The following is a 21,118-nucleotide window of genomic DNA, read 5'->3' as shown; positions in this document are numbered from 1 at the left end:
GTATTCATCAATTTATTTTTAGAATGTAACTGTTCCGAACAGGTTTACAGCGTATTTTTTTGCATCATCATACCAATGAGTCACATTTTCTGTTTGAGCAAACTTAATGGCATATACCGAATTGTATTTCCAATCGGCTACTTTTTCCGGCATCCAGATTCCTACTTTATAAGTCCCGCTCACACCGGCTTCCACACTTCCTTTGATAGTGTATTTCGCAGCCTGATTCGGTTCCTGATCAGTAGACGGAATCCAAGTCTTAGGATCCACATCCAGTTTAAATTCTTTCACTACCTGACCGCTTTCGGAAACCAGTACGAGATATACCTCTTTCGGATTAATCACCGTAGCAAAACCGGTATTCGTAATCGTCAGATCATATTCCAGATTTCCACCTTTTGCTTCTACTTTCGATTCACTTTGGAGATTCAGACGATAGCCCAAATGGTCGCGGACAAAATCATAGAATGAACGGACAACGTCATTGCCCTCCTCATCTTTAAAATAACTTTCATCGAACAGAATGTGATTATCATTTAATAAAGCGGGATTTACCTTTACCCGTTTCCAACTCATGATATTCAAATCATAGTTTTGCGTCACATCAAATGCCGAGTAACGGTGTTCGCGCAAAATACGCAGTGATTTTATCGGACTAATCAACTCTGCCAATCCCCATTCTGTATCCTCATTATAAGGGATCTCACCACTCATATAGAAATTGTTCACTTTCACCTCTTCCGTTATCTGCTTGTAATCATCCGTATTAGGAACAAAGTCATTGCCCGGTGCAAGCGGATGTTCGCCAGCTGTAAAATAATCATTCGCATATCCGATGCGTCCACGAGATCCTTCCTGTTCCAGTGTCAACGCTTTCTTATGATTCGGATAACGCATTTCTACACAATAAGGTGCAGGCAAGGCTCTCAATAAAGCACTGACGATTGCATTCTTCGCACTCTGGTCATTCATCAACGGAGAAGTATGCCACTCTCCCCAAGCACCGATAAAACCAACCTGCATGGTAGCAATTTGTCCAATGTATTCATTCAACAGAGGAGTAAGTTGCTCGATGTGCCGGAGAATCCATTGTTTGGATTCGCCACCGGAAGTATTCAGCCCGGCGTGATTGTATGCAAAACGAAGAATGGCTTTATACCCCTGCGCTTTCATCAACTCGAATATCTTGCGGATATTCGACAGAGCTTCAGCATCCAGGTCTTTACTCACCCAGTTAGTTAAGTAGATATATTGCTGTACAAGAGTCAGGTTGTCGTCCTTTGCATCAAATTGCTCTACTTTCTTCGTATACAAATCATTGCCATAAACCTCATAATCATTATATGGACTTTTCATTTGGTCGGCAAGCAAATTACATTCCAAGTGGAATCCCCTATCGGGATTCCTAAGCGACTCGATCGGTACAATATTTCCTGTTACCTCCGGAGTTTCCGGTTCACTCGTTCCGTCTTCTTCTCCATATTGTCCCGCATATACATCTATTGTATCAGAACAAAAGCTACACATAATACCTAATAATAAGGTAGATAATATGGTCATAGTTTTCTTTATATTGATTAACATGATTGATATACTTTTAATTTTCACCCGATTAATTTTCATTGTAGATAAAACGTGCAGGAGCACCGGTTGTCCAAGGACTCCACAATGTTGCCCCTCCATCATGAAGAATACATTGATGAGACATATCATCAGTGACCAACAGATAAGAATACGGTCCGGTATGATTAGTGATTGCATCACCGCTCCATTGACCGGAAGCACACAAATTGAATTTCCAGTCGTTCAAATGCGCCTGCCCTTTTACTGATTCATAATATTCAGGATCTTTCAATACATTCCATTGACCTTCGGCAGTTCCGGCTTCCGCAAACAAATTCTTATATTCCTGTATGGTCGGCAAATGCCATCCCTTAGGTGCTATCTTATCACGAATATCGTAATGATAATGCACTCCATAGGCTTTCACTCTACCTTCTCCGAGCGATGCAGGTGTATTTTTGAAATTATTCGCTTCAATATCTGTACCATCAGCATATTTAGTCGCACGCAGATTATCCGCCAACCAAACCAATGACGTTTTATCACTATAAAATATACGAACAACACGGTAAGTAATCTTTTCATCTCCACGAACATCGACGAAGCGCATCATTTCTGTCATATTCAATACTCCGGAAGAACGCGATACCCATTGCCCATCATCAGTCTTCACATTCCAATACACAGAATTGGAAGTCCAACGTTTGATGGAAAGTTTATCGAGCAGTGCCTGAAGTTCTTCATGAGTCAATGATGCTTTACCATTCACAACTCCCACACTCTGTTCGGCAACCGTCTGTATCATTTCGGGATCCAGTGAGAAACAAAGCGAGTACGAGGTGGATTCAGGCCATTCCTGGGTATTCCATTCAAATTGCACAGCAGTCTCCGGGGCATTTTCAGCCAAGGAAATCTTAGTCAAATCTTCCGGCTGCACTAATTTGCTAGTCATACGTTTCACCCGAATGGTGCGTGCTTCCGAAGCTGCTGCGGTTATATTACCTGTTTCTTTGACCGTCCAATACAGTATTGCTTCCTGTCCCGCTTTAATTCCCAATTGAGAAAAACTCTGATCGGCAGTCAATGCAGATATCGTAACAGAAGTCGATTTTCCTGCATCAATTATCACCGGTTCTTTGAATTTCCTGTCAGCACAAATAAGCAGCTTTGCTCCATTTTCCAGAGGCTTCTCCCAAGAGAAACTATATTTCTCAATCGATAAATCATTCAAATCAATGATCGCTCCATCTTGAGGTGTGCTCAAGTAAATATCCGACATCGGAATGATCACATTGTACTTGTCTTCCTTACATCCGGCAAGCAACAATATTCCTAATAGACTATATAATAAATGTTTCATAATGCTATCTATTTTTTAGTAACCGGGATTTTGAATTATAATGCCTTGTCCTTCAGTTATCAGATGAGTAGGCAACGGGAATTTCTCATATTTATATTGTCCATCCACTTTCGTTTCTATTTTACCTGTCGGTTGTCCGGCAAATCTTGCTTTGGCAAGTGCTGCTTCAATAAATTTTCCATGGCGGATCAAATCCTGACGGCGCACTCCTTCAAAATAGAATTCATGTCCACGTTCTTCCAACAGTTTATCCAGAAAATCTTCTACTGATGAGAAATCACTCAGTTGATAAGCTTTCAATCCACCATGAGTAACCCGCACCTGATTCAACAGGCCAATCGCCTCTTGAGTGATACTGTTTCCATTGCGAACGATAGCTTCCGAAAGTAAAGTCAATACATCCGCATAACGATAGATGGGCATATCTATTTCGCACTTCTCTCCTATTACACCCTCAATTTTATATTTCACCGGAATTGCACCGTAGAAAAGTATACCTGTCGTACCACCGTCACGGTCAAGCGCCCGGCTATGGTGTACGCCCTCCGTACCTGTATATTCACCAATAATTCTTTCGCGTCTCTTGTCTTTTGGATCATACGATTCGTATGCAGGCCAGGAAATTTTATACCCTCCCCAGGCAGTTACCGACATTCCGGCTGGAAGAGGATAGTCTGAAGTCAGTACGTGAGCGAACCATTTCTGTTCCATCACACCGGCCTCGGCCACACATGAGAATATGACTTCCGAATTCTTTTCACCAGATAAAGAGAACAGAGAGTTATAATCGTCTACCAATTTATAACCATATTCCGGTTTTGTCAATTCACGTCCTATTTTCTCCGCCTCATCCCATTGCTTAGTCATCATGTAGAATTTCAGCAATAATGTATTGGCCAATCCTTTGGTGAAACGTCCGTAATTTGTATCTTCATACTTATAAGGCAACACATTAGCTGCATCTTTCAAGTTGGAAACAATGTATTCACGCATGGCTTCTTCCGACAAACGTGGAATAACAATCTCCGCTTCCGGTTTTTGCAAAGTCTCCAGATCAGCAATAGGTATCGGACCGTACATATCATACATCAGGAAAGCCAGGAAACCACGTCCGCATTTCAATTCCGCCATATAGCGAGCTTTCAAGGTTTCATCCATATTCACGTCCTTGATGCGATCCATTGTCAAAGTCATGGAAGCCAAATACTGGGAATAGTCATACACACGACGATAGTCACCGTCGATATGCCAGTCATTAGCTTCATACGAATTGTATACGGTAGTCCATCCCCAAGTGTTTTCCACATAATCGGTTACCATTTCCGAAGTCGTCACATAGCCTGCCGCTACTTCAAAGATCCCCCACGGAGAGAACACATAATAAGCACTCGAATTGACCAAAGCATTTACGTCTTCAGCATTTTGGGGAAACATTCCCGGATTAATTTTATTATATACTTCCTGCTCCAGCGTACAAGACGAAATGAGGAACAAGAGAGTTGCTATTGCAGTATAAATTGTCTTTTTCATATTCATCACTTATTAGAAAGATATTGATACACCAAAATTATACGAGGTTACATTCGGATATGCATAGGTCCCGTTGTCCGTTTCCGGGTCCAGACCTGTCCAGTTAGTAATCACAAACGGATTGTTCACGTCTACATATACACGAAGATTCTTGGCAATCTTCTGGCTGACAGGCACTTTATATCCCAATGTAATGCTTCCACAACGAACATAATAGATAGATTTCACATAATAGTCACCCCATCCGCTTCCACCTCTGACGAATGTCGGATCAGTGGCTGTCAGGTTATTGCTATTGAAAGCTTTCAGGGCATAAGTAGAAACATTGATACCATTGTCCATACGTGTCCAGCCCTCATAATAACTGGCTCCTCTCTTTCTGCCGGCTTCTCCATAGAAATAGATATTCAAGTCAAAGTTCTTATATCTGAACGAGTTGTTCAGACCGTAGATTATTTTGGGGTCACCATTACCCATATATACTTTATCCTCATCTCCCAATACTCCGTTTCCATCGCGGTCTTTCAGTTTCATCATACCCGGAACCAAGTCTTTTTGAGCGTCCGGAACTTTTTCTCCCGGTTGCAGGATACCAAGCGCTTCATATTCCCACCATGCACGAATCGGATCATTTTCTTTTTCATAAGGTTTGGGTTTCCAGTTCGGGTCACGTGTCAGCCAACGGTCATTGTAATGTGACAAGGTTAATGTCGTATCCCATTCAAAATCTTTAGTAACGATATTCACCGTATTCACTGTGATTTCCACACCCTGACTTTGTGTTGATCCTATATTACCCGCTATTTTATTTATCTCATTATAAAAAGGCAATGGTTTATTTGTCACCAACAAGTCTGTAATCTTACGTTTGAAGTATTCGGCTGTCAACTTAAACCGGTTGTTGAGTATGCCTAGATCCACACCTACATTAAATTCCGTGGTCGTTTCCCAAGTCAGGCTCCTGTTACCCAAATCCGAAGCATATACTCCTGTTGATTCTGCACCTCCGATAATAGCACTTCTTCCCACTTCATAATAGTCGTAAATGCGATAACCGACATTAGAGTTACCTGTCTGTCCGTAAGAAGTTCTTAACTTCAACATAGACAACCAGTTTGAAGCTCCCTTCATGAACTTTTCTTCACTGATCATCCAACCGGCTGATATGGACGGGAAATACCCCCAACGATTTTCCGGGGCAAAATTGGAAGCAGCATCAGCACGAACTGTAGCTTCCAGTAAATATCTGCCTTTATACGAGTAATTGGCACGGGCAAACAGAGAAGCAATACTGTTAATAGAAGCCCATGAACCTACAGAAGGTTTCTTGTAATTTCCTGAACCCAAACTATTATATCCGAAACCATCTACAAGAAAGTCTTCATTTCCGGCACTCAATCCATCATTCTTAAATTTCTGGAATGAATAACCACCAATAGCTTTCACGTTATGATCGCCAAAACTCTTGGAATATTGTGCTGTCAGCTCCATCAGATAGGTAGTACTTGTTTCCTGCGAAATATCCGCTCTTCCGTTTTTGGTCTTTCCCTGCAAAGTTGTTTTAGGCAAATAGCTGGAACGTTTCTGGAAACTACGGTCGACGCCTAACTGCAACTTCACTTCCAATTCTTTCAAAGGTTTCACGGATACGAATGCAGAGCCTATGATCCGGTCTTTTACAGTGTTATCCTTTATATCCAACAGAGACACCGGATTTGCAACAAAAGGACGTTTCGGATCAATATAATAATTTCCTTCAGAATCATAGATAGGAATAGTAGGATTGGACTGGATAGCACCGGTCAATACACCGGAATATTCATTGGCATTGTCTCCCAGCGGAACATTATCATACTTATTCTGTGAGTAAGTAGCAGTCAGTCCGAAAGAAACATATTCACTCAATTCCTGATCCAGATTCAAACGGGCAGAAAAACGGCTGACACCATTATTCTTGACAATACCCTCCTGATTCATATAGTTGACAGAAGCCAGATAACGGGTTTTCTCCGTACCACCATTCACAGAAAGATTGTGCTGTTGCGTATATCCATTGCGCATCACCGCATCCAACCAATCGGTACCGCTAGCTGTCAATATTTCATCATTATTGAAAGTGGGTTTATATTGAGTAGGCGGAGTGTCCTGCTTTTCAACATATCCTTCATAGATACCCATTCCGTTCAACTTTAACCACTCTTCATACATCTGTTTATTATACATATCCATATACATACGGGTATCAAGCATCTTATAGTTGGAACGGGCTACCTGCACCGATCCCATACCGGAATAAGTCACTCTGGGCTTCTGACTCTTACCGCGTTTGGTGGTAATCAAAACAACTCCATGTCCGGCACGCGCACCATAAATAGCCGTAGAAGCAGCATCTTTCAACACAGAAATGGATTCAATGTCATCCGGATTCAATGATTCCAGTACATTATCGATATTACCCGATTCGTAGAAACCATTACCCGAACTTAAATTGGAAGTAGAAGATACCGGAAAGCCGTCGATTACAAATAAAGGTTCATTACCAGCACCTGTAGACGCCTCTCCACGAATACGGAATTTCGCTTCACCGCCCGGCTGCGCAGAAACCTGGTTCACACGGAATCCTGCTGCTTTACCTGCCAACGCACGAGATACATTCGGTACGGTATTCATCTCCACATCTCCCATGTTTACCATAGAAACGGCACCGGTCAATGTCTTCTTGCTCTGTGTACCGTAACCCACCACTACCACTTCGTCAAGTTGTTTGGAATCTTCCTGCAAAGTGATTCTCATGTTTTTTCCGGGTTGTACGGCAACCGTCTGCGACTGATAGCCGATATAGGAGATATCGAGCTGTGCCTTCGATGAAGAAACGGAGAGTTTGAAATTCCCGTCAATATCTGTTATCGTACCGTTACCCTGTACTCCTTTTTCTAACACACTGGCCCCGATAATCGGTTCCCCCTGTGCATCTGATATAGTACCGGATATGGTTATTTTCTTTTCTTGTTCCGGAGACTGTGCCTCGATGGATAATATTATCTTCTTGTCCAGTACCGAATATTTTACATTAGTGCCGGAAAAGATTTCTTTCAACACACTAAAAATGTTGCTTTTATCAGCGGAAACTGATACGCGACGATTCAAATCGACATGCTTATTATTGAAGAAAAAATCGAAATCAGACTGCGCTTCAATCTCTTTCAAAATGTCCTCCACTCGCTGATTACGTACATCAATACTGATTAAAGCCTTTTGAGCGTAACTATCGGCTGCATAGCTCAATCCGATAGAACATACAAAGAACAAAACCAATAGTCTCATAGATAATGGGATTTTTTTTGAGGTTAGCCAAAGTGACTTTACCACCCACAAAAATTGGATGCTAAAATAATTTTGCATAAATTTGTAATGACTTAAAGTTAATAAAAAGTTTATCTAAGCTTGTCGCCAAACAGGCATCAAAAAGATTTACCGATTTCCATACGGGGAGATACGCCAATATCCTCCCGTATGTTTTTGTTTAAGGGGATCTGTCTTTCATTGCATTTTTGTTTTTAAGGTTAATCAATCAATATATTTCAATTTTACTCTTTTCATCTTTTATATCCGGCGAATCAAGATAACGCCAACGGATTTGAGAAGAAAGCTGGAAATATTCCAGAATACGCTCCAAGCGTTGATTAGTAAACGTACCTGTAAATGAGTCTCCTTTCAAACGGTCGTTTTTAATAATGAATTCCACGTTATACCGCTTCTCCAACATTCGCAATCCCTCTTTGAGAGGAGTATTCTTGAATATAATCTTTCCCTCTTTCCATGCTATTTCCGACTCGCCGGAGGTGGCATAAAGCTGTACTTTACTGTCTCTTGTATCATAGACCAATTTCTGTCCGGGATCCATCAGTACTTTTTTCGAACCATTGTCAGATGAATAAATAAAACCTATCTTTCCTTCAACCAATGTTGCTGCAATCCGGTCTTCTTTTTCATAAGCCTCTACATTAAAATGAGTTCCCAATACCTCGATCTGTGACTGGTGGGAAGTAGAGACTATAAATTTCTTTTCCGGATTCTTGGCTACTTCAAAATAAGCTTCTCCCTGCAATGTTACATTTCTCGTGTCGCTATCGAAGCGTGAGGGATAACTTAAGGTAGATTCGGAATTCAGGAAAACCAATGTGCCATCGGGCAATGTCAGAGAAGTCATCATTCCGGGATTTGTCTTCACTTCCATCATTTGTGCCAATTCCTGTTCGCTTCCTCCCCAATGTTGTACCATCAGAGTAACGAGAAGTGGAATGAACAGCACTGCTGCCGCATGTTGCGCCCATTCCCACCATGTCGTTTTCCTTTGTCTGTTACCTGTCATTCTACTTTTCACCTTTGTCAATGCTTTCTCTGTGTCGACTTTCGTCATGATGTGAACGGTATCTGTGGCAAGATAGAGAGCATGTATCTGTTTGGCCATCCGCCGGTTTTCTTCCGACTCATCCATCCACGTCTCAACTTGCAGACGCTCTTCTTCCGTTGCCAGTCCCTCACAATAACGGGGAAGCAATTCTTCTATTGTATTTTTATCAGTCTTATCCATATTCGTATTTTATTGCCTTTTACTATAAGACAAGGGAGACTTTAGAGATTCCTAAACCAAATCTCATTTTTTTTCAGAAAATCTTTGTTTTCTTATAAAAAAGCTATATTTGCAGTGAAATATCGAACTAATGCATGAAAGAAATTCACCTGTCAGACAACAATTTCCTATTATCTGCCATACAACAGGGAGACCAAAAGGCATTTGACGCACTGTTTCGGAGATATTATCCGGCACTGTGCGCCTACGGCCATCGCTTCGTCGATCTGGAAGATGCGGAAGAAATTGTGCAGGATTCTCTTTTATGGATTTGGGAAAATAGAGAAAATCTGATTATCGAAACCTCGCTTAGTTCATACCTCTTTAAAATGATATACCGCAAAGCTCTGAACAAGCTTGCACATATTGATGCCACCCAACGTGCCGACACTCGATTTTATGAAGAGATGCAGGAGATGCTACAAGATACGGATCTTTATCAAGTCGAAGAGTTGACACAACGTATCAAAAATGCCATTGCCACATTGCCGGAAAGTTACCGGGAAGCTTTTGTGATGCATCGGTTCCGGGATATGAGTTATAAAGAAATAGCTGAGATTTTGGGAGTATCTCCCAAAACTGTAGATTACCGCATTCAACAGGCACTAAAGCAACTACGTGTAGATTTAAAGGATTATCTGCCGTTATTGCTACCGATTCTATTTCCTTAAAAATAAGCCAGCCATCTATTTTCTTATCTATTACTATCTATTTACTAAAGTACTGATAGATAACTTCTGTTGCATTAGAGGTAAACTTACATTCCCCTGCTGACAAACTTCTTTTTGACCGAGAGAAAACTATAATTGCAAGCTTCATTTATATAACTGCAAGTTCCGGTTATATAAATGCAACTTGCAATTATATAATCAGAACTTGCGTTTATAGTTTCTTCTTAGTCAAAGACAACTTATCCAATAAGGGAAAGGAAGTTTGCAATAAGAGCATAGCAACTTATCTACTGATAGATTGGAGAGAAGTAAAGCACTAATTCTGCCGATAAGGTAAGGTAAACCAGAAAGTAGATCCTTTGTTTTCTTCCGACTCCACTCCTATTTTCCCTCCCAGGCGATCTACAATCGTATGGCAGATAGAAAGTCCCAGTCCGGTACCTTGCACAAAGGAATTGTACTTCACAAACCGTTCGAATACATGGAGACACTGTTCAGGAGACATTCCACAGCCGGTGTCCGACACATAAAAATAAATCGTTTCAGGATCGAGCAAACGATACCCCATACGGATAGTACCCACCTCTGTAAACTTAATGGCATTAACAGTGAAATTGGCAAGTAACTGAATCAAACGGTTCTTATCCGTATACAATGTACATTGGGGCAGTCTTTCCGCAAATGTGAAAGTCACATTATTGTATCGCAGACGTAGCTGCATACTCTGCTCGATTTCTTCAAGCGCCTGGTTCACATCAATCAAGGCAGGGTAGAAATCGAATGTACCGGCTTCAATCTTCGACAAATCCAGAATATCATTAATCAACTGAAGCAATAAATCTGTATTTGTTTCAATAAGATCTGCATATTCGGACATTTCTTCACGGTTTTCGACATGAGGAAGCATATTCGAGAACCCTACAATAGCATTCAAGGGGGTACGTATCTCATGACTCATATTAGCCAGGAATGCGGATTTCAATTGATTAGCCTGCTCCGCTTTTTCCATCGCTTCATGCAGACGACTATATGCTTTCCGAAGAATGCTGATATAATATACAATAGCAACAATCAATATCAATAAAAAGAAAGAGCAGGAAAGGATTTGAACATAATACTGCTGGAAAAAAGTCCTGGGTTCATTGACATATACCGCATCGTCCGGATAACGGGAAGAAGGTATATTGTAGGATTTCAATACTTGATAGCAGAGATTGGCACTTCCTTGTCCTCCCACCTCACCGGGAATATTACGTGCCTGCTCTCCATCCAAAATACGACCGAGTATTTCCAACAAAGATTTACAGAACGATTCTGTCGAAACGTAATATCCTCCTGCAAAAGTATTGTTCGACAAGTCTTCGGGAGAAAGTAAAAACAATGGAGACGGAGTAAAATTGACAATCACCTCCTGAATATGATCGAAAAGATAGGTATTGTCATTTTTGTTATGTGATTCAAACCAAGAATAATAAATGATCCCCGTATTCGGTTTATAACCATGTAAAGTATCCAGCAACATTTCCGTAGACAACTGAGTGGTGGAAAGTAAATCCAGACGCAAGTCCGGAAAGTTCTCCTTTACAGCTTCCTGTACATCTCTGCGAGTTTCTTCACTGATATACCGATCGTCCGAAATGAATGCCAGACGTTCCATATCAGGTATCAGTTTGTAAATTAAGTCGATTGTCTCCTTTACATAATAATGTTGCTTCAAGATGGTTATATTATATCCGCGCCTCCATTCATCACCGGAAAGGGTATTGGCTTCCGTCAACGGAACGTGAGATAACAAGACCTCAAGGGAAGCCGGTAAATGGTCGCGGGCATTTGTCACGATTACCGGAACTTCTTTCCATACGTCATCAAACAATTCACGGCAGACTATCCATCCCGGATCTCCAATCAACACAACCGCAGTGGGAGGAGTCGGATATTTCTGGCGCAAATGGGTAACCAGAGCATTCACTTCCATCTCATTTTCCAAAGCAGGTACAGAAAGCGACTCCGCTTTGACAGAGATTCCCTGTTTCTGAAGAGCATCATGAAGACACCAATAAAAGTTTTTAGCCCAAGGCAGATTGAAATTAATCGAGTTTAAAACCAGTACTTCTTTATTTGTTTTTTCGGTTCGGGCTGACGCAGGGGATAAGAATCCTTCAATGAAAAGGAATAATCCAAGGAAAAATGGGATGATCCGCAGCGGTTGTTTCATTTGTGATATTCTATAAATAGCGAAAGCAAAGATAGTATTAATTTCTTTAGCGCAAAAAAAAGGCATCCCAAAACGAATTGAGATGCCCTTTATTATATAAAATTAAGTATCAGAGGACTATGATTTCTTCAAAGCCGCAATACTTTCTTTCAAAGATTTGATGATACTCTCCGCATCGGCCTGCTTCTTACGTTCCAGTTCAAGAACGGCAGCCGGAGCATTATTGACGAATTTCTCGTTGCTAAGTTTCTTCATCACTCCCTGCAAGAATCCTTCTTTATGTTTCAATTCGGCTTCCATACGGGCGATTTCGGCTTCCACGTCAATCTTATTGCCCAATGGCACGGCAAATTCGGTCGTTCCTATCATGAAAGAAGCAGCACCTTCTGATTTGCTTTCTACCACTGTTACGGAAGACAGGTTACACATCTTGATAATCACCGGATTCAATTTCTCCACCGGATGAGTACCTACAACCTGCAATTCGAGTTCTTCTTTCAGAGCAATGTTCTTCTGCAAACGGATGCTACGGACATTACTGATGATTTCCTTAGCTACTTCAAACTCTGCCAGGAACTGTTCATTTGCTCCGACCGGTTCAAACAGTTGAGTAACCATCAGGCTTTCACCCGGTTCACGCTCACGCAATTGTTGCCACAGTTCTTCTGTGATAAATGGCATAAAAGGATGCAGCAATTCAAGCAGACGCTCGAAAGAGCTAAGAACCATATCATAAACAAAGCCATTGACAGGCTGTCCATAAGCAGGTTTCACGATTTCCAACAGCCAGGAAGAGAATTCATCCCAGAATAGTTTGTAAACCAGCATCAACGCTTCGCTCAAACGATATTTGGAGAAGAGATCGGCCACTTCAACAGCTGCCGCATCCAGTCTTTGGTCAAACCACTGAACTGCCAGATGTGCATCGGTAGGAATTTCAATAGTGCCTTTGGCATTTGTCCAGCCCTTAATCAGACGGAAAGCATTCCATATCTTGTTGCAGAAGTTACGTCCCTGTTCGCAAAGTGCGTCATCGAAAAGAATATCGTTTCCGGCAGGAGCAGAAAGCATCATACCCATACGTACTCCATCGGCTCCGTATTTCTCGATCAACTCCAACGGATCGGGAGAATTACCGAGTGACTTGGACATCTTACGTCCCAGTTTATCACGAACGATCCCTGTGAAGTAAACGTTCTTAAACGGCATCTTTCCTTCATACTCGTAGCCTGCCATAATCATACGGGCTACCCAGAAGAAGATAATATCCGGTCCTGTCACAAGGTCGCTGGTCGGATAGTAATAGTTGATTTCTTCATTACCCGGATTGTTGATTCCGTCAAACAAAGAGATCGGCCACAACCAGGAAGAGAACCAAGTATCCAGACAATCTTCGTCCTGACGGAGATCTTCCATTGTCAGGGCAGCATTGCCAGTCTTTTCTTTTGCTTTTGCCAATGCTTCTTCTGCTGTAGCAGCTACCACATAACCTCCCTCCGGAAGGAAGTAAGCAGGAATGCGATGTCCCCACCACAACTGACGGCTGATACACCAGTCTTTGATGTTCTCCATCCAGTGACGGTAGGTATTCTTGTATTTTGCAGGATAGAACTTCAGTTCATCGTTCATTACCGGAGGCAATGCCATGTCAGCAAAATGCTGCATCTTGAGAAACCATTGCATAGACAGTTTCGGTTCGATCACTACGTTGGTACGTTCCGAGTAACCTACCTTATTTGTATAGGCTTCTGTCTTGTCCAGCAGTCCGGCAGCTTCGAGGTCTTTCTCTATTTGTTTACGGACGTCGAAACGATCCATACCGATATACATACCGGCAGCTTCGCTCAATGTACCGTTATCGTTGAAGATATCAATGCTAGGCAGGTTGTACTTTTCACCCAGCATATAGTCGTTTACGTCATGAGCCGGAGTCACTTTCAGGCAACCTGTACCAAATTCGATGTCTACATAATCATCTTCAATCACAGGGATGGTGCGATTTACCAGCGGAACGATCACTTTCTTGCCTTTCAGCCATTCGTTTTTCGGGTCGTTCGGATTGATACACATCGCTGTGTCACCCATAATTGTTTCGGGGCGGGTAGTTGCCACTACGGCATAGCGTCCTTCCGGATCACCTTCCACTTTATAACGGAGGTAATATAGTTTTCCGTGCTCTTCTTTGTAGATCACTTCCTCGTCAGAAAGAGCGGTCAATGCCTTCGGGTCCCAGTTCACCATACGGACACCGCGGTAGATCAATCCTTTATCGAACAGGTCTACGAAAACTTTCAGTACACTTTCACTGCGTTTCTCGTCCATAGTGAAAGCAGTACGATCCCAGTCGCAGGATGCACCGAGTTTGCGGAGCTGTTTCAGGATGATACCTCCGTGTTCGTCTGTCCAATCCCAGGCATGTTTCAGGAATTCCTCACGAGTCAGGTCAGTTTTCTTGATACCTTGAGCGGCGAGTTTGTTTACTACTTTAGCTTCAGTAGCAATAGAAGCATGGTCAGTTCCCGGTACCCAGCAGGCATTCTTGCCTTCCATACGGGCACGACGAACTAAAATATCCTGAATGGTATTATTAAGCATGTGTCCCATGTGCAACACACCGGTGACGTTCGGGGGCGGAATGACGATGGTGTAAGGTTCACGGCCATCGGGTTTCGAACTGAATAAATGATGGTCCAGCCAATACTGGTACCATTTTCCCTCCACGTCAGCGGGATTGTACTTACTTGCTAATTCCATATTGTTTTATGTATATATGATAATGTATATTCTAAAAATAACGGGTGCAAAATTAATAATTTAAATTCAAATCTTACCACCCTCGGGGTGTTTCTTCCTACTTGTAGCCATCTTTTATCCGGTTTATGTTGAATGACTTTTCCTATTACACAAGTAATAAAGCCATTGTTAACAGATTTTTTGCAAATATAGAGGTATTTTTTCGCGCGACGTCTATTTAATGCATATTTTTGTTGACTGATATTAGACAAATGATGAAAAAGAAGCCAAATGTAAGATATTTAGCCCTAGGAGCAATCTTAATCCTGGTGTGGCTAACGCAATGGATTCCTGCTCTGGCAACAATCTATTCGCAAACAATCTATCCTTTTATCTCTTACGTTTTGTCGTTTTTTTCCAATTTATTTCCTTTTGCGATAGGAGACTTATTCATCTTCCTTAGCATCACGGGGGTGATTATTTATCCTATTTACGCCCGTCTCCGCAAGAAGTTGCCTTGGAAGAAAATTTTATTGCACGACGGCGAATATCTGTTGTGGATTTATGTATGGTTCTATCTGGCTTGGGGACTGAATTATTCTCAAAAGAACTTTTACCAACGAACTGAAATCCCGTATACAGCCTACACTCCCGAAATTTTTCAGGAGTTCGTTGACGACTATATCACCCAATTAAATCGTTCGTATACCCCTATAAATAGTATCAACCAGGATTTGATACGGGAAGAAACCGTACGAATCTATAATCAGTTAAGTGATAGCTTGGGCGTGCACCGACCTCCACATGATCATCCGAGAGTAAAGACCATGTTGTTTACTCCATTCATTTCCATGGTAGGAGTAACCGGTAGCATGGGGCCTTTCTTCTGCGAATTCACCCTTAACGGAGATTTACTTCCCGCCAACTATCCTGCCACTTATGCTCATGAACTAGCCCACTTGTTAGGTATCACCAGCGAAGCCGAAGCCAATTTCTATGCCTATCAGGTTTGCACCCGTTCACAGGCAATGGGTATCCGTTTCTCCGGATATTTCTCTGTACTGGGGCATGTATTGGGAAATGCAAAAAGATTACTTTCAGAAGAAGAATATGCAAAACTCTTTCAACGCATCCGACCGGAAATTATTGAATTGGCTAAGAATAATCAAGCCTATTGGGCTGCCAAGTATAGCCCGGTAGTGGGAGCCGTACAGGATTGGATATACGATCTTTACTTGAAAGGAAACAAGATAGAAAGTGGCCGCCAAAACTACTCGGAAGTAGTAGGGTTGTTGATTTCTTACCAGGAATGGAAAAAAATGAATTAAATAGATAGATTTATGTCACATACCAGACAAGAACAGATGGAAGCCTTCGGACGCTTCCTGGACATTCTCGACGAACTGCGTGTTAAATGTCCCTGGGACCGTAAACAGACAAATGAAAGTCTGCGTCCCAACACCATAGAAGAGACTTACGAACTTTGCGATGCCCTGATGAGGGATGACAAGAAAGAGATCTGCAAAGAATTGGGAGACGTATTATTGCACGTTGCTTTCTATGCCAAGATAGGTTCGGAAACAGGAGATTTTGACATCAAAGATGTTTGCGACAAGCTGTGCGATAAGCTGATTTTCCGCCATCCGCATGTGTTCGGAGAGGTGAAAGCAGAGACAGCCGGACAAGTTTCCGAGAACTGGGAACAGTTGAAACTCAAAGAGAAAGATGGCAACAAGAGTGTATTAAGCGGTGTGCCCGCTGCCCTACCCTCACTAATCAAGGCTTACCGTATTCAGGACAAAGCCCGCAATGTAGGCTTCGACTGGGAAGAACGGGAACAGGTTTGGGATAAAGTAAAAGAAGAAATCGGTGAGTTTCAGGAGGAAGTAGCCAACATGGATAAAGAGAAAGCGGAAGCTGAATTCGGCGACGTGATGTTCAGCCTCATCAATGCGGCACGCCTTTATAAAATCAATCCTGATAATGCACTGGAACTTACCAACCAGAAGTTTATCCGCCGCTTCAATTATCTGGAAGAGCACACCATCAAGGAGGGAAAAAGTCTGAAAGATATGTCTCTCGAAGAGATGGATGCCATTTGGAATGAAGCAAAGAAAAAAGGACTGTAACTTCCTTACCGGCATAAAAAAACAGAGGCTCTATTCCCACCGGACAGAGCCTCCATTTTACTCAAACAGAGCGTCTGTTCATACGAATCAGACGCTCTGTTTTTCTTTATTTCTTCTTTGAATCGTCTCCCTTGTCTTTGCTACGATTCATACCTTTTATCATTTCACGGTGAAAACGCATCTCTGCACGTTGCACGAGAAAAATCTTCTTGCTTGAAAGAATCTTTTTAAACTTACCCAAATAAGTTTTATCAAGCTGGTCGGCAGCAATACGGTTGTTGGCCACTTTCTCGTTGATTTCTGCATATTGAGCTTCCGTTGTTTTATCATCCTTGCCTTTGCGCATCAAATCCCATGACTCATCATTCAGTTTCTTCTTTTTATCCTGGAGTTCAAAATAAACGGGAAAGAACTTGGCTGCTTCTTCTTTATTCAATCCAGCCTGTTCGATAATGAAAGCTTTTTGTTTTTCCCTGAACTCCTCCCGGGATAAATGCTGATCACATCCATCAGCAGCCCAAAGAACAGGCATAAAGCCACACAACAAAACGATCCATGCGATTAGTTTTTTCATTTTCTGTATTCAATCAGTTTTTATAAATCATTCTACACTTGCGTCACTCAAATAAACATATAACGAATAATCATCCAGCATGGCACGATCCACTGCTACATCAATCATTTCGTCAGATACAACTACTTCAGTATCTACTTCTGTCACCGCTACATCATCTGCCGTAGCAGGCTTATGGTCTGTTGACGCCACCCGGATAATCAAGGCCGCCCCTACAAACATAGCTGCCATATAGAGCAATGGTTTCAGTCTTGTCCATGTGCTGACAGGTTCTTCCTTAAAAGCGACTTTCTCTTTTTCAGGAAGTTTATTCATTATCTCCGAAGTCAGGTTCTCAAAGTAACCATCGGGCACTTTGAAGGAATTTTCCTTTCCAAGCTTCTTCAATAAAATATCTTCTTCTTTCATACGTTTTTCTCCTCTCTTTTCATTAGACAGTGTCTCATTTAAAAGGTTTAATCTATTTCTTCTAAAAACTTCTCTATTTTCTTCACCGCATGATGATAAGATGCTTTCAGTGCACCGACCGACGTGCCGAAGATTTCCGACATCTCTTCGTACTTCATTTCCTGATAATATTTCAGGTTGAACACCATACGCTGCTTTTCGGGCAAAGTCTGCAAGGCTTTTTGTAAGCACATCTGTATCTTGTCGCCTGAAAAATAAGCGTCACTCTCCAGCCTTTGCACAACTACTGCTTCGGGATCGTCAATATCTACGGTAGTCATGGCACGCTGCTTATTCAGAAAGGTAAGACACTCGTTCAGCGCGATACGATAGAGCCAGGTTGACAGCTTCGCCTCAGCACGGAAATAATCAATACTCGTCCATGCCTTGATGAAAGTGTTTTGCAGGAGATCGTTCGCATCCTCATGCGACAGTACCATCCGGCGGATTTGCCAATACAATTGCTCGCTATACTGCCCCACAATCATTTCAAATCCTTTCCGCTGTGTACTCTCCTCCTGAAGGAGTTTCAGAACTTCTCGTTCGTTATAAGGGGTCATAATCTCTCGTATCTGTATGTTTATTTATGGTTTCAAATTCAGGTTATTCATCGCCTCTAGTAAGGACGGATCATATTTATAAATGTCCTCACAATACCTCAATTTATTATCGGCAGACAGGTAAACCGTCTGATAATCTATAAATAAAGGTATATATTGTTCCAAACTATAATGTTTCAATTCACGATAAGCCACACTGATGGGCAGCTTCTTTCCCTCTTCGCTCACCGGCTTGATATCCATTGCAATACGAATACGGTCTTCCAACAATTCATCCGGCTCTTTCAACAGGAAAAACGCAAAGTCGAGGGCTTTTTGAAGACGGACACAACCGTGACTCACCGCACGATTATTCCGTGTAAAAGCCCACCGGGAGGGAGTGTCATGCAGATATACGGAATGAGGATTGGGAAAACGGAAGATGATACGTCCCAACGAATTCCCCGTTTTATTGTCCTGTTTCACCGTATAAGGTACGCCACTTCCTGCATACTTCGCCCATTTAATACTACGGGGATCTACCTGCGTACCATTCTTATCGTACACTTTCATGCGGTTACGGGTAAAATATGTCGTATCTCTACGGTAAGTAGGGATAATCTCTTTCCGGATAATGCTTTGAGGCACATTCCAGTACGGATTCAATTCCATATAATAAATCCTGCTTGACAATAGGGGAGTTTTATTCTTCACAGTCCCCACACAAATACGCATCTCCAGAATAGAGTCCGTTTCTTCGTTGACGGCCTGCAACATAAATGCCGCCACATTGGCTATCACATATTTCTGTCCTTTATCCAATGCATATTGCCAACGTGCCCGCTCCATGTTTACCAATAGCCGATCCCGATAATAATCCGTAGTATCTGTCATTCCCCAGCCATTCACACGAACCAACTCTTCCTGCATCTTATGATAAAGCGGAGAAGAGGGTTGCGCCCGACGAAAAGCAGCGTTAGGGTTTGCACGCAAAGAATCAAGGGCAGCCATTGCAAACTCCGTATCACAATGTTTCAGAGGAATGTGGTCTATCGAGTCGTTCCATCTGCGTTCCGAAGGCAGGAATCCAAATTTCAATTGACACACATACGAAAGATAGGCGGCTGTCAACTGATATTCCACGTCTGCCAGCAGACGGTTCATCGTCTTCCCTTCGCGCAGATTCAAGGTACGTATCTGTTGCAATTCTCCACGAATACTATCGACAGGATAATAATCCGGATTAATTCCATGCTGTGAAATATTTCCTAACCAGAATAACATCGAGTCCGCCACCTGTACGGCAGGTTTATCGGATATGAGAGAATCATTCAGCCAAAAGAATTCATCCTTTTCCTGATAATGTGCCAGCAAAACCGAATCCCAGGGAGTTACCGGATTTTCGTTCAGGCAAATACGAATCATCTGATGAATGCTGTCCGCATTTATTTGATAAGCAGGATGGAACAGTTCCCGGAGGGAAGACAAAGAGTCGGGTATTGGAGATTGAGGCTTCTCTTTTTTACAGGCTGCCAAACAACCAAAGAACAGGATGATTACTCCCCAAAGCAATCGACTACTTTTCATAGACAAGTCCCTCCATCAACGTCAATACACAAATTTTCTTTCGCTAAAATGGTTTGTGGGAAAATGGCGGACGCTTCATTAAGTAAGACAGATTCATCTTCATAACGGGCGGAAAAATGTCCGATCACCAGTTGTCTCACATTAGCATCCACAGCAAGCTGTGCAGCTTGTGCAGCAGTGGTATGATAAGTTTCCCTAGCGCGTGCCTGCTCGGTCTGTGCAAAGGTAGCCTCATGGAAAAGCAAATCTACATTTTTAATCTGTTCAGCAAGGGACGGACGATAGATTGTATCGGAACAATAAGCATATTTACGCGCCGGAGCCGAAGGGCGGGTTAAACGTAAATTGGGTATTACTTCTCCCTCAGGAGTTACAAAATCCGCTCCGTTCTTGATGCGGTTCAGTTCATAGACCGGGACTTTATAAAAGTCTACCATGTCTCTGATGATATGATTAGGACGCTGTTTTTCTTCAAAAAGGAAACCACAACAGGGAATACGGTGTTTCAAGGGAATCGTCGTTACAGTCACCGAACGATCATCGTAAATGAGCACCGGTTCCTTCGTTTCAAATTCATGAAAGAATACCTTGTAAGTCAGTGTCTTGCAAAAGAAAGCAAGCATCGGGGCAAACAACTCTTCCAATCCCCGTGGAGAATGGATGTGCAAATCGGCAGTTCTCCCCAATAATCCGAATGTAGAGATCAATCCCAGCAATCCGAAACAGTGGTCACCATGTAAATGAGAGATAAAGATATGATTCAACCGGGAAAATTTCAGCCGGGAACGGCGTAACTGCATCTGTGCCCCTTCACCACAATCAATCATAAAAAGCTTTTCACGCAAATTCACGACTTGAGAGGTCGCAAAATGTCGCGTGGTAGGCAAAGCGGAGCCGCATCCCAATATATGTAACTCGAATTTTTCCATGGTATGCAAAGATAGGACATTTCACATTTAATCTTGCAAAGGAAGAAACTTTTTTTCTATTCACCACAGAGGACACAGAGGACGCAGAGGGTAAAGAGGATATGGAGAGGATGCGGAGGAGAAGAGGGTAGTTTATATAAATAAATATATTACCATCGTTAGTTTGTTAAATCAATCCTTCAATCCTCTGTATTCTCCATATCCTTCC

General features: G+C 42.2%; 15 protein-coding genes. 3 read left to right on the top strand and 12 right to left on the bottom strand.

Annotated features, from left to right (window positions below; genetic code table 11):
- Window positions 1-18 precede the first annotated feature (18 nt).
- From AB3G73_RS23340 to AB3G73_RS23320, 5 genes are all read right to left on the bottom strand, one after another.
- Window positions 19-1,584 (bottom strand): DUF4874 domain-containing protein, encoded by a 1,566-nt coding sequence (locus AB3G73_RS23340; RefSeq protein WP_367745691.1) that lies wholly within the window; start codon window positions 1,582-1,584, stop codon window positions 19-21.
- A gap of 28 nt (window positions 1,585-1,612) precedes the next feature.
- On the bottom strand, window positions 1,613-2,923 hold the full coding sequence (locus AB3G73_RS23335; protein ID WP_367745690.1) for a SusE domain-containing protein: 1,311 nt from the start codon (window positions 2,921-2,923) through the stop codon (window positions 1,613-1,615).
- 15 nt (window positions 2,924-2,938) lie between these two features.
- The gene (locus tag AB3G73_RS23330) at window positions 2,939-4,453 is read right to left on the bottom strand and encodes a RagB/SusD family nutrient uptake outer membrane protein (protein ID WP_148364391.1); all 1,515 of its coding nucleotides are present in this window, start codon (window positions 4,451-4,453) and stop codon (window positions 2,939-2,941) included.
- Window positions 4,454-4,465: 12 nt separating this feature from the next.
- Entirely contained in the window at window positions 4,466-7,855 is a 3,390-nt protein-coding gene (locus AB3G73_RS23325; RefSeq protein WP_309569299.1) for a TonB-dependent receptor, read from the bottom strand.
- A gap of 169 nt (window positions 7,856-8,024) precedes the next feature.
- Window positions 8,025-9,047, bottom strand: a complete 1,023-nt coding sequence (locus AB3G73_RS23320; RefSeq protein ID WP_217721599.1) for a FecR family protein — start codon at window positions 9,045-9,047, stop codon at window positions 8,025-8,027.
- A 134-nt stretch (window positions 9,048-9,181) separates the two neighbouring features.
- On the opposite strand from AB3G73_RS23320, the gene AB3G73_RS23315 reads away from it, so the two are divergent.
- Complete coding sequence (locus tag AB3G73_RS23315; RefSeq protein WP_148364388.1) at window positions 9,182-9,757, top strand: RNA polymerase sigma-70 factor; 576 nt, start codon at window positions 9,182-9,184, stop codon at window positions 9,755-9,757.
- A gap of 316 nt (window positions 9,758-10,073) precedes the next feature.
- On the opposite strand, the gene AB3G73_RS23310 is transcribed toward AB3G73_RS23315, so the two are convergent.
- Complete coding sequence (locus tag AB3G73_RS23310; protein WP_148364387.1) at window positions 10,074-11,972, bottom strand: ATP-binding protein; 1,899 nt, start codon at window positions 11,970-11,972, stop codon at window positions 10,074-10,076.
- 117 nt (window positions 11,973-12,089) lie between these two features.
- Window positions 12,090-14,726 carry a valine--tRNA ligase gene (locus AB3G73_RS23305; RefSeq protein WP_148364386.1) on the bottom strand — a complete coding sequence of 879 codons (2,637 nt, stop codon included), beginning with the start codon at window positions 14,724-14,726 and terminating at the stop codon, window positions 12,090-12,092.
- 251 nt (window positions 14,727-14,977) lie between these two features.
- On the opposite strand from AB3G73_RS23305, the gene AB3G73_RS23300 reads away from it, so the two are divergent.
- Both AB3G73_RS23300 and mazG read left to right on the top strand, forming a co-directional pair.
- Window positions 14,978-16,033 (top strand): DUF3810 domain-containing protein, encoded by a 1,056-nt coding sequence (locus AB3G73_RS23300; protein ID WP_367745689.1) that lies wholly within the window; start codon window positions 14,978-14,980, stop codon window positions 16,031-16,033.
- Window positions 16,034-16,045: 12 nt separating this feature from the next.
- Entirely contained in the window at window positions 16,046-16,834 is a 789-nt protein-coding gene (gene mazG / locus AB3G73_RS23295) for a nucleoside triphosphate pyrophosphohydrolase (RefSeq protein ID WP_008775510.1), read from the top strand.
- A gap of 106 nt (window positions 16,835-16,940) precedes the next feature.
- Here the strand turns inward: mazG and AB3G73_RS23290 are convergent, their stop codons facing one another.
- From AB3G73_RS23290 to AB3G73_RS23270, 5 genes are read right to left on the bottom strand one after another with little or no spacing between them, the layout of a single operon-like run.
- Window positions 16,941-17,408, bottom strand: a complete 468-nt coding sequence (locus tag AB3G73_RS23290; protein ID WP_148364384.1) for a hypothetical protein — start codon at window positions 17,406-17,408, stop codon at window positions 16,941-16,943.
- A 27-nt stretch (window positions 17,409-17,435) separates the two neighbouring features.
- A complete protein-coding gene (locus AB3G73_RS23285) occupies window positions 17,436-17,816 on the bottom strand; it encodes a hypothetical protein (RefSeq protein ID WP_074557307.1) in 381 nt (126 codons plus the stop codon).
- 47 nt (window positions 17,817-17,863) lie between these two features.
- Window positions 17,864-18,415, bottom strand: a complete 552-nt coding sequence (locus AB3G73_RS23280) for an RNA polymerase sigma factor (RefSeq protein ID WP_148364383.1) — start codon at window positions 18,413-18,415, stop codon at window positions 17,864-17,866.
- 24 nt (window positions 18,416-18,439) lie between these two features.
- The gene (locus AB3G73_RS23275; protein ID WP_367745688.1) at window positions 18,440-19,981 is read right to left on the bottom strand and encodes a L,D-transpeptidase family protein; all 1,542 of its coding nucleotides are present in this window, start codon (window positions 19,979-19,981) and stop codon (window positions 18,440-18,442) included.
- A complete protein-coding gene (locus AB3G73_RS23270) occupies window positions 19,978-20,910 on the bottom strand; it encodes a ribonuclease Z (RefSeq protein WP_148364381.1) in 933 nt (310 codons plus the stop codon). Before AB3G73_RS23270 ends, AB3G73_RS23275 begins: the two co-directional genes overlap by 4 nt.
- Window positions 20,911-21,118 lie beyond the last annotated feature (208 nt).

The organism is Bacteroides sp. L008, assembly GCF_040812255.1.
Classification (GTDB): Bacteria; Bacteroidota; Bacteroidia; order Bacteroidales; family Bacteroidaceae; genus Bacteroides; species Bacteroides vicugnae.
This window is presented reverse-complemented; position numbering and strand designations above follow the sequence as displayed.

What these genes read in the sequence shown, in the direction of transcription:
- AB3G73_RS23285 (WP_074557307.1), bottom strand. Translation starts at nt 17,816, where the DNA reads ATGAAAGAAGAAGATATTTTATTGAAGAAGCTTGGAAAGGAAAATTCC.
- mazG (WP_008775510.1), top strand. Translation starts at nt 16,046, where the DNA reads ATGTCACATACCAGACAAGAACAGATGGAAGCCTTCGGACGCTTCCTG.
- AB3G73_RS23315 (WP_148364388.1), top strand. Translation starts at nt 9,182, where the DNA reads ATGAAAGAAATTCACCTGTCAGACAACAATTTCCTATTATCTGCCATA.
- AB3G73_RS23270 (WP_148364381.1), bottom strand. Translation starts at nt 20,910, where the DNA reads ATGGAAAAATTCGAGTTACATATATTGGGATGCGGCTCCGCTTTGCCT.
- AB3G73_RS23335 (WP_367745690.1), bottom strand. Translation starts at nt 2,923, where the DNA reads ATGAAACATTTATTATATAGTCTATTAGGAATATTGTTGCTTGCCGGA.
- AB3G73_RS23275 (WP_367745688.1), bottom strand. Translation starts at nt 19,981, where the DNA reads ATGAAAAGTAGTCGATTGCTTTGGGGAGTAATCATCCTGTTCTTTGGT.
- AB3G73_RS23300 (WP_367745689.1), top strand. Translation starts at nt 14,978, where the DNA reads ATGATGAAAAAGAAGCCAAATGTAAGATATTTAGCCCTAGGAGCAATC.
- AB3G73_RS23310 (WP_148364387.1), bottom strand. Translation starts at nt 11,972, where the DNA reads ATGAAACAACCGCTGCGGATCATCCCATTTTTCCTTGGATTATTCCTT.
- AB3G73_RS23320 (WP_217721599.1), bottom strand. Translation starts at nt 9,047, where the DNA reads ATGGATAAGACTGATAAAAATACAATAGAAGAATTGCTTCCCCGTTAT.
- AB3G73_RS23325 (WP_309569299.1), bottom strand. Translation starts at nt 7,855, where the DNA reads ATGCAAAATTATTTTAGCATCCAATTTTTGTGGGTGGTAAAGTCACTT.
- AB3G73_RS23340 (WP_367745691.1), bottom strand. Translation starts at nt 1,584, where the DNA reads ATGTTAATCAATATAAAGAAAACTATGACCATATTATCTACCTTATTA.
- AB3G73_RS23290 (WP_148364384.1), bottom strand. Translation starts at nt 17,408, where the DNA reads ATGAAAAAACTAATCGCATGGATCGTTTTGTTGTGTGGCTTTATGCCT.
- AB3G73_RS23305 (WP_148364386.1), bottom strand. Translation starts at nt 14,726, where the DNA reads ATGGAATTAGCAAGTAAGTACAATCCCGCTGACGTGGAGGGAAAATGG.
- AB3G73_RS23280 (WP_148364383.1), bottom strand. Translation starts at nt 18,415, where the DNA reads ATGACCCCTTATAACGAACGAGAAGTTCTGAAACTCCTTCAGGAGGAG.
- AB3G73_RS23330 (WP_148364391.1), bottom strand. Translation starts at nt 4,453, where the DNA reads ATGAAAAAGACAATTTATACTGCAATAGCAACTCTCTTGTTCCTCATT.